This is a genomic window from Ruegeria halocynthiae, assembly GCF_000743705.1.
GTDB classification, from domain to species: Bacteria; Pseudomonadota; Alphaproteobacteria; order Rhodobacterales; family Rhodobacteraceae; genus Ruegeria; species Ruegeria halocynthiae_B.
Window position 1 is genome coordinate 827940 of record NZ_JQEZ01000002.1, and the last position, 12603, is coordinate 840542.

Genomic DNA, 12603 nt, shown 5'->3' on the forward strand with positions numbered 1-12603 from the left:
CATGACCTTATCTCTCAAACCCCTTGCGACAGCCTTGAGCCTGACCATCGCTGCAACCGCGCTGCCTGTATTGGCCGAAACTCCAATGATCAAAACGGTAGATGGCGTTGCCACCTATCCGGAGGGCTACCAGGGCACGCCGGTGCGGGCCGCGTATGAGGACCCGTTCCTGTCGCCAACCAACTCGGCATTGATCCTTATCGACTATCAGCCGCCAATTCTGGCGGGGGTCAAGAACATCGACCACGAAGAGCTGATCAACAATACCACCGGCCTGATCAAGACCGCGGTTATCTACGACATCCCGATAATCTTCAGCCATGTTGCCGTTGGCTTGAATGGCTATGATCCGATGATCGAGGAACTTAAGGAACTGGCTCCGAACGCCGTGTTCATTGACCGGACCAATGTGAACGCCTGGGAAGAGCCCGAGTTTGTTGCCGCTGTTGAAGCAACCGGGCGGAAGAAGCTGATCATGGGTGGCCTGTGGACCGATGTATGCCTGGCATACCCTGCGATTGAAGCCGAGAAATCTGGATATGACGTTTACGTGCCCGAGGACGCCGTCGGTTCAATCTCTCAGTTGAGCCATGAAAACGGTATGCGTCGCATGATCGAAGCCGGCGTCGAGCCGATCACCTGGAACGTCGTTCCCGCAGAACTGCAACGTGACCACGCCCGCAGCGACAAACTGCAAGCGGTTACCCGGGTGTTCATGGAGCATTTGTTCAAGATTGACCCGGACTCGACCTGGTAATCCGCAAAGGGTCAGGGGCATCCTCCCCTGACCTTCTTTGCGTGATCAAGATCATCCACAACCAGCGGACGAAAGAACCATCTATCCTGACACTTTTCTGCTCCTGGCACCTGTGCCACCGCAATCATATCGTGCTTGAATGGATAATTGATCAGATCTACACGTGGGATCAGCGGGCCCGGTTCGGTGATCATAGGTGGGCCAGAGCTAGTTTCACATGCGGGCGATCTTTTGGAATGACTACGCCGCTCGCACAGTCGGACAACGCAAATGGGGTTAGCTTGAGTGCTCCAGCATTGGATCGAGCGCAGGCTTTGACGCGATTTGCAGGCCTTCAGGCATAGTGCAGCATCATACTGTTAGGCTCAGAGCCAACCCCGGAGACGGCGTGGCGTAACCCCTTGGCCTGCAGACAAGTTGCTTCAAGTCGGCCCAAACCGGACTTTCGAAGTAGAGTTTGCTTCTGCGACGCGGCTTATTCTGACGTACCATTTTCAGAGTTTGTCATTGTGGCACCAAAAAAAGGCAGTTGTGCCTTAAGTGCGCCATTTCTTATTCACTCAGGCGACAATCAGACTCTGGCTTTTTCAAAGGCTGCCCAAGCGGTTTCGAATGCTTCGAAATTAAACTCCGGATGACGGGCTGCGTCCAAGACAATACGTTCTGTAGACAATAGCTTTTGTATTGCAGTTCCCAATTGATCGACGACTTCCTCGGGCACGACCAGCGCACCATGACGGTCGGCATGGACCAATTCGCCCGGATTAACCCTCAGGCCAAAAACTGAAACCGGCGTATCAATCTCGCGGATGTGGACAAAGCCATGGCTCGGCCCGACAGAACCGGCAATTATCGGAAACCCCTCGGGTAAGTCCCCGAGATCGCGCATGACACCGTTGGTTACGACACCGGATATACCGAACCCCTTGTGGACAGAGGTATTGATTTCACCCCAATAGGCGCCGATGCAATCGGGAAAATCCAAATCCTCAATCACAGCGACACAGGGGCTGGGCGCTTCGGCCATGTATTTATAATAGGCCATGCGCCGGGCTTTGATGACGTCGGGCGTCTCGGTCGGTGGATTGACCGCCGCGATCTTGGCCGTGCGCGCATAGCCGACGATCGCAGGCTCATCAGGCACTGAACACAGCATGGTGCCGCGCGTAAAATCGTCGAACCCGCGCTTACCCTGTGCCACTTCGATGGCGTTGCAGACAGTGGGAGTGTCGACCTTGCGAAGCAGGGACAATAGGGATGGCGTCATTTGTCCTCCAACCAGCGGATCAATGCCGCCGTGGTTCTTTGTGGTTGTTCCAATGTCGGGAGGTGTCCTGCACCCTCGATGACCTCCAGCGCGCTGTGTTGCAGCAGATCATGCATCATCTGGTGGCGCTCAACCGGGCACAACTTGTCTTCGCGTCCACACAGGACCAGAACCTTTCCGGTATAAGCCCTCAGAGTCGCGCTTTGGTCCGGGCGGTCCATCAGCGCCTGCGACTGGCGCAAGAAAACGTCAGGACCCAAGTCGGAGGCCATCGCCATGCAAAGATCCAGGATAGCCCCCCGGTTAGGCCCGTCGGCCAGGTAATTGGGTTTCATCTCGTCCCGCATCACCGACTTTAGATTGCCGTCGCGAACAGCCGCCATTTGAGGCGCACGACGGGCTTTTACTTCTGGATTTTCAGCGAGCGGGTTTGTGTCGAGCAATGCCAGTCGTGAGACACGTTCAGGAGCCTGACGCAATACTTCCATCGCCACGATCCCCCCCATCGACAAGCCTGCCAGCGCGAAATCGGGCGGCCCATATTTTAGGATATCATTCGCCATTGCCTGCACGCTGTCGTGCCCAGACAAAGGGAAAGTCATCACGGGCCTGATGCGCGACAGAGCATTGATCTGCGGGCCAAAGAGGCGTGCATCACACATCATACCCGGTAAGAAAATCAAAGGTGTCATGCCGAAGCCAGCTTTGCCCCATCAGACAGCGCGGACAATTTGGCGTAAGCAATCTGCGGATCAACAGCCCCAAAGCCCGCAAAGGTTCCAAAACCGCAATCGCTGCCCGCGATAACCCGGTTCGCGCCGACTATTTCTGTAAAGCGTTCGATCCGCTGGGCCACAAGTTCGGGATGCTCGAGGAAATTGGTGGTAGTGTCGACCACGCCGGGGACCAGTACCTTGTCATCGGGTATCTCAGACTTGCGGTCGCGGAACACAGTCCACTCGTGCGCGTGGCGCGGGTTTGATGTCTCAAACAGAACATAATGCGATTTGGTCGCCATCAAGGTGCTGAAGACCTTGTCCATTGCTATGTCGCAACAATGCGGCCCCTCGTAGTTGCCCCAGCAGATATGCACTCGCACGCGATCCTGCGGTACATTCTGGAGCGCGTGGTTCAGTGCCTCAACATGCATGTCGGCAATCTTCACGAACTCGTCGTCCGAAAGATCGGTGAACAGCATATGGCGCGACAAGGCCAGATCGGGGCAATCCAGTTGCAGATCCAAACCCGCGGCCACGATGGTTTCGTATTCCTCTTTCATGGCATCTGCCAATGCTGCCAGATAGGCCTCGCGCGTGGGATAGAACTCATTCTGCAAAAACAAAGAGATCACACCCGGGGATGCCGCATTCATGAAGCCGCGCTCGGCCCCGTGCTGCTCCATGGCGGCTTTAAGATTGGCGATGTCCTTCTCCAACTCGCCCTGCCCTTTTGAGCGCACCTCGCCGGTGCACATCGGCCGTGCGTATTGGGGCGTGCCACCGTCATTGGCCAGCCGTTGCAGAAAACCGGGGAACATCTTCAGGTCTGCAGGCGCATTTCGCGGGCTATCACCAGAAAATCCGGTGTAACGATCCTTGACATAGGTCGCGTAGGAAATCTTCGAGGTTTCGCCATCGCTGACAACGTCGACACCAGCGTCGACCTGTTTGCGCACTGTCTCAGAGACCGCATCGGTCATGCAGACGTCAAACGCGGCGGCGTCATAGGTTTCACCGTTTTCACGGGCGAAAATGAAATCCACTACGTCTTGTGTGCGGGGCAGAGATCCAACATGTGTGGTTTTGATAGTCATCAGCGCCTCCTTAAACTTTGCGCGCCATCAGGATCGTGTGGCTTTGGGTTTCAGGGTCCTCGGCCAAAAAACCGGTCATTTGCAGTCCGTTTTCCTCAAGACACGTCGCGTAGTCTGCTGGGGACAACGACGCGTGATAGACAAGCTCTGATCCCACCGTGCCGCTAACTTCTCCGGCCCGCGGTCCTACTGTCAGCATCAGCATTCCAGCGGATCGCAAATGACGCGACATACGCGCGATACAGTCTTTTTGTTCATCCGCTGTCAGGTGAAAAAAGCTGTTCCACGCAATGATGCCATCGAACTGCTGATCCAGCTCAAAGACCCGCATATCAGCGTGCCGCCAATCTCCGTTAGGCCAGCGGTCACGGGCTATGGCCAGCATCGCCTCGGCAAAATCGACACCTGTTACTGCGAACCCCTCAGCCATGAACCAGCGCGCAATCGGATCGCCTGTGCCGCAGCCCAGATCCAGCACATGGTCACCCGGCTTGAGGCTGACCGTGAAGCGCGCCAGCCAGCGCGCTTCGAACAGGGCCTTTGAGCGACGTTTGTCATACTCCGTCGCTTGCCGCTCATAAACGGCGTGTATGTCTTTTGGGTCTACGCTCATCCTGTCCAGGTTGCTCCTGCCGGGTCATCGGTTGCAGTGATCCTATACAGACCCGCATGCCCGGTCATCGATGGTTGCACGCTATAGGATTCACCGGATAGGACCAAAGCCGTGTCGCCGGTGGACAAAGTGGTTTCATGATCGTCGATCACAACACGCCAATGGCCGCTGGCTGGCATAAGAACCACAGGATTTTCTGCCACAACCGGTTCGGTCACAGAGGATCCTCGCCCAAGGAAATCTACCTCGAAGCCGGGTTTATCCTTGATCATTCCGTTTTCGCCGATCACCTGCGCGGGTTTGTTGGCCGACAATGCCATCAGGTCCCAATAGCGCGCGATGTACTTTCCAACCACATCTTCTACTGGAACTTCGGGGTAGTCCTTCAATTGCTCTTCAGTCAACAGAGGCATCGGGTGCACGTTGTGAGGTAATTCCTGGCCCTTTTTGGAATCGTACAGCACACCATTGTCGCCAAGCATCAGCCCATGTGCTTGCGCATCTTCGATAACCTGCGGTGCCCAAGTGACCCCGCCGCCCGCATCGTCACCGCCTAGCATCGACATGATCATCCCATAATCCTGACCTACGTTTTCAAAACCCCGGAAGATACCAGTCGGGATGTTGAAGATATCGCCCTCTTCGGCGATGAATTCACCGGCGGTGCCATAGCGGCCCCAGAAAAAACGCCAACGACCTTTGGCGACAAAGAAGACCTCGGCCGTTGTGTGGCTGTGCAGAGAGTTCCGGCATTTTGGCGGCTGGCCCGCAGCACCGATGTTGAAGCCGATCTTGTCAGTGATATGCACATGCTGATCAGGAGATTCCGAGACCCCCCCGCCAACGATTGTGAAGTTCTCTTTCTGATCGCTGCCCGGCGTGTGGGCGTCGATAAATGCGGTTTTGCACGGCCGGAGTTCACCATAGTGAACAATGCGGGAAGAGATTGTTGATTTCGACATTTTGCAAGTTCCGATACTACGTTTTCAGGAATGGTGGGTTGCGTGCTTGTACGGCACGCTCTCTCACTCTCCTGGCGGGCGCAGGTTCAAACGACGTGCACGCAGGCTTTGGCGGTGTATATGGTAACGCCGAAGGGTCCCGGTCTCACTCAGACCATCCACAAGGATGCGATATGCAACCGGGTGCTCCACTCAGACTTCTCCGCCATGCAACAGGATTTGCTTCCAGACCGAGGTTTCATCAAACAGAGTATATTCGCGGCGCAACTGCGGCTGCCCGCCAATCAAGGCGCCAAACTCGGCGTGGCTGATGCCAAGGACATTCACCTGTGCACCCGTCGGTGCGCCAAACACGCCCCAGCCGTCATGTTTGCCCCAAAGGCTCCAGCGGATCGCAGCCCGGGGTGGCATATCCGGGTCGTCGCGCCCGATCTGATGCTCGATCTTGAATTCAGCATTCGGGAAGCTCGCCCGCAGACCCATCCAGAAACGGTCGACCGCATCCCAGCCATGACCAGTCACGCCGCCTACATATTCCGATTGAACAGCGCGGTCATATTCTGCCTCGATTGCACCCATATCGGCATTCATGATCCGAGTCAGAATGTCGGCATAGCGCTGCCCCCACTCGTTATCGTTTCCACGGCCCTTGTACGGCCCAGGTTGATCGATTTCGGGGGTCAGAGGCTTGGTGCAGTTCTCCTTACCTCCTTCGCGAGTAATCAGATCGGCGGCGTATTCCTTCGGGTCCCATCCCATCTGGCGGACGATGGCACCCTGATCGCGGATGAGCCATTCGTCGTTGATCTGGTTGTTGATGGCGTGGCAATCGGCCAGAATTCGATAGCGTAGCTTAGTTCCGGTTGGCTTGCCGTAAACGCCCTCGGCCAGATGCGTGGCCGTTGAAAGGATGCGGTGAGAACTCAGCATCCCTTCTTCGGGGGTACCTGACCAGATCACATCCTCGCCCAGCAACTGCCGATCCGGAAACTCGGCCAGCGTCGCCATGGTAGCGCCGATCACATTCTGATTGCCCAGCACCACCGAACCGGGCGAACGCACGACGATATCTTCGCTGTAATAGTCGTGCAGGGTCGCGATACCCCGGTCTTCCCAAATCTCTTTGGTGATACAGATGATATAGTCGGGGAAGTCCCGGAACTTGGGATCAAAGCCTTTCATGTTTTCATCCTTTGCGGCGTCCAGCCTTTGGGCAGCCGTGCCGAGGTGCGCACGATCAGCGGCCCATCAATTGCGACCTTGCGTGCCGCAGCAGCTGCCGGGTTTTCAATATGATCCAACAAAGCGTCAACGGTCTCGGCAACCATCAGGTTGGCGCGCTGACGAATGGTGGTGAGGTTATAGGCAAGCCAAGCTGCTTGCGGGACGTCATCATATCCAACGACTGAAACGTCTTCGGGCACACGCATCCCCAACTCGAACCGGATGACGTCCATGACGGCAAGCGCCATGTGATCATTAGCGACGAATACCGCGTCAGGCCGTTTCTGCGGTTCAACATCGAACATACGACGTGCCGCTAAGCGCGTGTTCTCGGTGTGAAACTCTCCGATCTCATGATCGTATAGTTCCTGGCCGGCATCGCTCAGAGCTGCCCGGAAGCCAGCTTCGCGGTCTCGCTGGGTTGATGCACCTTGCCACCCGGCAATGTAAGCGATGCGGCTGTGACCGGCCGCAATAAGGAACTCGGCCACCTTGCGACCGCCCGCATAGTTATCAGACGTGACCGATGTGATCCCGTCGATGTCCTGACTGCGGTTGAACAGTACCACCGGCACACCGGCCTGTTGGCAGCGCGTAGCGATATCGGACGACATCGCGACCGAGGCCAGAATGACGCCGTCAACCTGATAATCGAGGATTTCCTCCATCACGTCGTCAATGTTTCCGGCCGTTCTGGAGGCCATGAAAATCAGGACATGATAGCCCTGCTCCTGCAACTCGTTCGACAACTTCTCGAGTGCTTCGGGATAGAAATAGTTGTCCAGATAGGCCACCACCAAACCGATGATGCGGCTTTTGCCGGATACCATTGCGCGCGCCAACACATTGGGGCGATAGCCCAATTCAGTAGCAGCCTTTCGCACTTTCTCTTCGGTCTTCTTGCTGACCGAAGCCCCGGGCGTGAAGACGCGGCTAACCGCGGATTGGCTGACCCCTGCAAGCTGGGCGACCTGGAGTGATGTTACTTTCTCAGCCATCAGTCTGCCGTCCAACCTCCGTCAATCAACATCGAAGTGCCCGTGACCAGCGCCGAAGCGTCCGAGGCGAGGTAGCGGACCGCGCCCATAATGTCCTCGACCTCTCCCACCCGATCCAGCTTGATCTTTTCCATGATCCACGCAGCGCGTTCGGGGTTGTCAAAGGTGGATTGTGTCAGTGGCGTTCGAATGAAAGTCGGGCAGACCGTATTGATCCGGATGCCCTGTTTGCCCCATTCGATCGCCATTGATTTGACCATTCCCTCCAGCCCGTGCTTGGTCGCACAATAAAGCGCTCGGTCGACTCCGCCGACATGCCCCATCTGGCTGGAGATATGGATGATCGAACCGGGCTTATCAGCCTCGATCAACGCGCGGGCGGCGTAGGCCGAAAGGAAATAGGCAGAACGCAGATTGACATTGGTAACAACATCGAAATCCTCTGGCGTTGTCTCAATCGCCGCGCTGTGCCGAGCGACTCCGGCCGAATTCACCACGACATCAAAACTGCGCGTTAAGAAGAGCTGCTCTAACGCGACCAGATCGCCCTGATCCAGCACAAGAGTCTCGGCTGACCAACCCTGTCCCTGCAGAGCGGCGACGGTGTCGTTCAACCGGTCCGCACCTCTGGCCGCGCAGACGACATGCGCGCCTGCCTCAGCCAAAGCCACCGCGCAACCCTGCCCTATGCCCGACGAAGCTCCGGTCACGAGGGCGGTTTCTCCACTCAGTGAAAACGAAGGGGTGCGCGGCAGTTCTGTCATCAGCTCATTCCATCCGGTATTTCAATGCAGCCCATATTGCGGGCCTTGTTGAATTCCCGCAGACGGGCAAAGACGTCAACGCCAAGCTGCCGGTAGGCGTCCAGCAAATCGACCAAAACCCAGTTTTCACGGACGCGCCCGTTTTCCAACCGCCAGAAGTCGAGGCTACGCATCGTGATTTTCTTGCCCGAGGGTGCGATCCCCAGCCAACCGTCATGGGTCACGGTCTGGATCATGTTGGGCCAGCCAGTCACAGCCGCGTATTCGCCATCACCAAAGAAGTGATAGGTGATCTCGTCCACGTATTGCCCCCGGTCCGGCATCCCGTTCAGGAACGGGATCTGGTGCCAGTTGCGAAAGCCCGCATACCCGCGCCCGGTACCGATGCCCGAAGGACCGTACCAGTTCATCCGGGGATGCCAGAACCGCCCCATCTCCATGACCTCGGGGCCGCCTTGCGTCGGGTGTTTCTTGAGATGCTCCAACATGTCGATGATGTGCTGGCAGGTCGCCTTGCCCTTGGCCGCGTCATAGGGGCCGGGCACGAAGCCGTCCTGTGTGGCTGGTCCGGGCACGTGCCATTCGCGCCCCAGACTGGGGGACATCGGCCAGGCACCCGCCTGCATCATCACCTCGGGAATATCCCAAAGCGCCTGCATTTCAACGACCTTGCCGTCCTCAAATCGATAGAATTCGTGGAACCTCATGGTCACCTGATGACCGGTGGGCGGGATTTTGAGCCACGGACCGGTGAAAGTACCCGTGTAGTAGCCACCACAACCAACCCAGTCCGCGCCGTCTTCGTCAGGCCCGCCCATGACGATGTAATCGCGGCGCTCCAGATCGGGCCAAGCGGCGAACAAATCCTTGAAGGCACAGTCATAGAAAGCATCGCTACCGATACTATCGCCAAAAGGATGGCACAGGTGGAATACAGTGTCTGGAGTCGCCGCCCCGGCCAGCGCCTTGCGGACACCGGTCTCGGAAAAGTCGTACATCGCGGCCCTGAGCGGAGCGATCAGGGCCTTGTGCTGGGTGTGCACGTCACTCATTCAGCAGCATCCCGATACGGCGCGGGTTCGCCGTAAGGTACGTTGATTCCGCCATAACGGCGCACCCGCACATTGCACTGCTCGGCGTGGCCAACGAAACCTTCCAGCATACACAGGCGTGAGCCGTATTCGCCAATCAGCGTCGCCGCCTCATCAGTCAGAACCTTCTGATAGCTGTGCGTTTTCAGGTACTTACCAACCCACAACCCCCCAGTATATCGGCCTGCCTTCTTCGTTGGCAGCGTATGGTTCGTACCAATTACTTTGTCCCCGTTCGAAACATTAGTACGCGGCCCAAGGAACAGCGCGCCGTAGCAAGTCATATTCTCAAGGAACCAATCGTCGCGATCTGTCATCACCTGAACATGTTCCGAGGCAATACCGTCAGCGACTTGCAGCATCTCATCATACGTGTCGCAGATGATCACTTCGCCATATTCTTCCCAGGACACTTTAGCGGTGTCGGCGGTCGGCAGGATACCCAACAGACGGTCCACCTCGGTCAGTGTCTCTTCGGCAAGTTTGCGAGAGTTGGTCAGCAACACGCAGGGGCTGTTATAGCCATGCTCAGCCTGCCCCAAAAGATCGGTTGCGCACAACTCGGCATCCGCTGCGGTCTCATCCGCGATGACCATGGTTTCGGTGGGACCGGCAAACAAATCAATGCCGACGCGCCCGAATAGCTGGCGTTTGGCCTCCGCGACAAAAGCGTTGCCCGGACCAACCAGCATATGAACCGGGTCGATTGTCTCGGTCCCCAGCGCCATGGCGCCGATGGCCTGAATGCCGCCCATGACGTAGATCTCATGCGCCCCACCAAGATACATTGCCGCAATCACAGCTGGGTTTGGCTTGCCGTTGAATGGGGGCGTACATGCGATGATGCGCGGAACACCCGCCACCGAAGCCGTCGCAACCGACATATGGGCCGATGCCACCATTGGGAACTTGCCACCGGGGACGTAACATCCCACCGATTGCACGGGGATGTTCTTATGACCAAGGATAACCCCCGGCAGAGTTTCTACCTCGATGTCCAACATCGAGTCCCGCTGAGCTTGTGCAAAGTTGCGAACTTGCTCTTGGGCGAATTTGATATCGGCCAGTTCGCGGTCAGACAATTGCGCAATCAGGTCGTCGATTTCCTGTTGGCACAAGCGGAACGAAGCGGGCGAATAGTTGTCGAATTTCTCACTCAGCTGACGCACCGCAACATCACCGCGGGTTTCGATGTCTTTCAGAGTTGCTTCGACCACGGCGCGGGTCTTGGCATCATCTTCTGCCCGGTCTGCATCGGATTTACCGCGTTTAAGATACTCGATTGCCATGTTTCCAATCCTCAATTTTCGGGCCGGGGTGGACATTTTTCACCCCGGTCAAATGCTTCCCAGCCTTCGCCGTTGAACAGGTCGACGCCCAGTTGCGCCGCGACATGAGGGAAATCGACATTCACCCAGTTGTCGACGATCTTGCCGTCAACGACTTTCCAGAAATCCATGTAGCGGATCTCGACCCGCTTGCCGGTGGGGGCGATGCCCAGAAACTCACCCGTATGGGTCGCTTCCTGGCGGCCAAAGGCTGCTGCCCATTCGCCCATGTATAGGCGGGCCTCATCAATGCAGGTCTTGTCCGAAAACGCTGCTTGGAACGGACGCTGCCAGTTTTCCTGAAACTCTTTCAGGCCGGTTTTAGTGCCGCAGCCTTGATTGCCCATCCAGCGGAAGCCTTGGGTGAAGAATTCTCCGATATCATCAATGCGGTGGTCGTTCAGACCATCCACCATGGTTTCGATCACGCGGCGCGTATCTTCGGTTTTGCTCATGTCCGTGCCGCGAGTTAGAACCGCTTGTTCGGGGCGAGAACCTTTCATACCTATATCCTTTCAGGTTGCCAGAGGGAGAGTTTGGGGGTCGCAGCCCCAATACTCAGAAAGTCCCTCGGCAACCTGTTCAGTGCCGGGTGGCGCGACATGGCGTTATGTCGGGCATGGTTGCTCATTAGCCCTTGACCGCTCCGGCTGTCAGGCCACTCACGATCTGGCGCTGGAAGATAAGAACAAGGAAAATCAAGGGCGCAGTGATCGACACAGCGGCAGCCACGGCAACCACTTGATCGGTTGTGGTGGTCTCGCGGTTGAACATGCCGACGATGGCGGGAACCATTGTCTGGTTCTGTGCGTCCAGCAACAGCGCAGTGACCAAAAAGTCATTATAGGCCAGAAGGAAGCTGAACAGCCCTGTGGTAATCACTCCCGGCCACATCACCGGCATGATGACACGGCGAAAGGCCTGGAAGTGGCTGCACCCATCCACGCGGGCGGCCTCGTCCAGCTCAGCCGGTATGTTCTGAAAGAACGAACGCAGCATCCAGATGGTGAAGGGCTGATTAATGGCGACGAGCACAGCGATCACCGCGAAGGGTTTGCCGTATAGGGTCGGCGCATTCTCTCCCAAGATCGGGGCCAACCATTCAGCCGAATTGACGAAAACCGGCAGATAGCCTGCCACCAGCACCGAATGTGGCAATGCGCGGAAGACCAGCGCGACAATCAGTATCCAGAACGCCAGGGTCGAACCCGAGCGTGCCAGACCATAGCCTGCGAGCGTGCCTACGGTCAGTGACACCGTCACCACACCGGTTGTCACGATCAGCGAATTCTTGAAGTTGTTCGAAAAACCCCGGTCGATCCAGACGGTCTTGTAGTGTTCTGTCGTCAGGCCCAGCACATCCCGACCCAAAGGGCCGAACCACGGGTTCAGCACGTTCAATATGGCAGGCAGGATTACAAAGAACGCTAAGAGAAAGCCAACCAGGACGACCAGCGCGCCAATGACCCACACAAACCACTCCTGCCCGGGCCCCGAGTATGATTTGACCATCGACGGCAGGGTTTTGGTGGCGACCACAATCGTGGCCCAGATCACCGCGATTCCCAGAACGATGTCCAGCAATGAAAGACCCTTACCGCCGCCCAACGTGGCCGGGCCGAAGATGACGTTCAACGCATTGCTGTCGAAGGCATCGACCGGTGATTTGAAGCTCATCACCACGATCCAGAAGATCGGGAAAGCCGCGATCAGGCACCAAAGCGCCAGAAAGATGTTCGAGGTCAGCCGCAAGCTGAAAGGCTGGCGTAGCGCGCGCGAGGACATA

13 protein-coding genes are annotated in these 12603 nt (G+C 57.0%); 1 reads left to right on the top strand and 12 read right to left on the bottom strand.

The features are described from left to right. Position 1 precedes the first annotated feature (1 nt). Positions 2–757: a hydrolase gene (locus JT51_RS10515; protein ID WP_160175177.1), complete on the top strand. Its 756-nt coding sequence runs from the start codon at positions 2–4 to the stop codon at positions 755–757. Positions 758–1328: 571 nt separating this feature from the next. Here the strand turns inward: JT51_RS10515 and JT51_RS10525 are convergent. From JT51_RS10525 to JT51_RS10580, 12 genes are all read right to left on the bottom strand, one after another. Then, positions 1329–2024 carry an RraA family protein gene (locus JT51_RS10525; protein WP_037311572.1) on the bottom strand — a complete coding sequence of 232 codons (696 nt, stop codon included), beginning with the start codon at positions 2022–2024 and terminating at the stop codon, positions 1329–1331. After that, complete coding sequence (locus JT51_RS10530) at positions 2021–2716, bottom strand: alpha/beta fold hydrolase (protein ID WP_037311576.1); 696 nt, start codon at positions 2714–2716, stop codon at positions 2021–2023. The genes JT51_RS10525 and JT51_RS10530 overlap by 4 nt, the downstream gene beginning before the upstream one ends. Beyond that, the gene (locus tag JT51_RS10535; protein ID WP_037311578.1) at positions 2713–3837 is read right to left on the bottom strand and encodes a cobalamin-independent methionine synthase II family protein; all 1125 of its coding nucleotides are present in this window, start codon (positions 3835–3837) and stop codon (positions 2713–2715) included. The genes JT51_RS10530 and JT51_RS10535 overlap by 4 nt, the downstream gene beginning before the upstream one ends. Positions 3838–3847: 10 nt before the next feature. Further along, on the bottom strand, positions 3848–4450 hold the full coding sequence (locus JT51_RS10540; protein WP_037311580.1) for a class I SAM-dependent methyltransferase: 603 nt from the start codon (positions 4448–4450) through the stop codon (positions 3848–3850). Next, positions 4447–5412 (bottom strand): cupin, encoded by a 966-nt coding sequence (locus tag JT51_RS10545; protein WP_037311585.1) that lies wholly within the window; start codon positions 5410–5412, stop codon positions 4447–4449. Before JT51_RS10545 ends, JT51_RS10540 begins: the two co-directional genes overlap by 4 nt. 192 nt (positions 5413–5604) lie before the next feature. Continuing rightward, positions 5605–6594: an ester cyclase gene (locus tag JT51_RS10550; RefSeq protein WP_037311588.1), complete on the bottom strand. Its 990-nt coding sequence runs from the start codon at positions 6592–6594 to the stop codon at positions 5605–5607. Continuing rightward, positions 6591–7634 carry a LacI family DNA-binding transcriptional regulator gene (locus tag JT51_RS10555; protein WP_200876080.1) on the bottom strand — a complete coding sequence of 348 codons (1044 nt, stop codon included), beginning with the start codon at positions 7632–7634 and terminating at the stop codon, positions 6591–6593. Before JT51_RS10555 ends, JT51_RS10550 begins: the two co-directional genes overlap by 4 nt. Continuing rightward, positions 7634–8398 (bottom strand): SDR family NAD(P)-dependent oxidoreductase, encoded by a 765-nt coding sequence (locus JT51_RS10560; protein WP_037311591.1) that lies wholly within the window; start codon positions 8396–8398, stop codon positions 7634–7636. The genes JT51_RS10555 and JT51_RS10560 overlap by 1 nt, the downstream gene beginning before the upstream one ends. Beyond that, positions 8398–9450 (bottom strand): ester cyclase, encoded by a 1053-nt coding sequence (locus JT51_RS10565; protein WP_037311593.1) that lies wholly within the window; start codon positions 9448–9450, stop codon positions 8398–8400. Before JT51_RS10565 ends, JT51_RS10560 begins: the two co-directional genes overlap by 1 nt. After that, positions 9447–10778: a histidinol dehydrogenase gene (hisD, locus tag JT51_RS10570; protein ID WP_037311600.1), complete on the bottom strand. Its 1332-nt coding sequence runs from the start codon at positions 10776–10778 to the stop codon at positions 9447–9449. The genes JT51_RS10565 and hisD overlap by 4 nt, the downstream gene beginning before the upstream one ends. An 11-nt stretch (positions 10779–10789) precedes the next feature. Then, on the bottom strand, positions 10790–11320 hold the full coding sequence (locus JT51_RS10575) for an ester cyclase (protein ID WP_037311603.1): 531 nt from the start codon (positions 11318–11320) through the stop codon (positions 10790–10792). 127 nt (positions 11321–11447) lie between these two features. Then, positions 11448–12602, bottom strand: coding sequence for a carbohydrate ABC transporter permease (locus JT51_RS10580; protein WP_037311605.1), 1155 nt, complete (start codon positions 12600–12602; stop codon positions 11448–11450). Position 12603 lies beyond the last annotated feature (1 nt).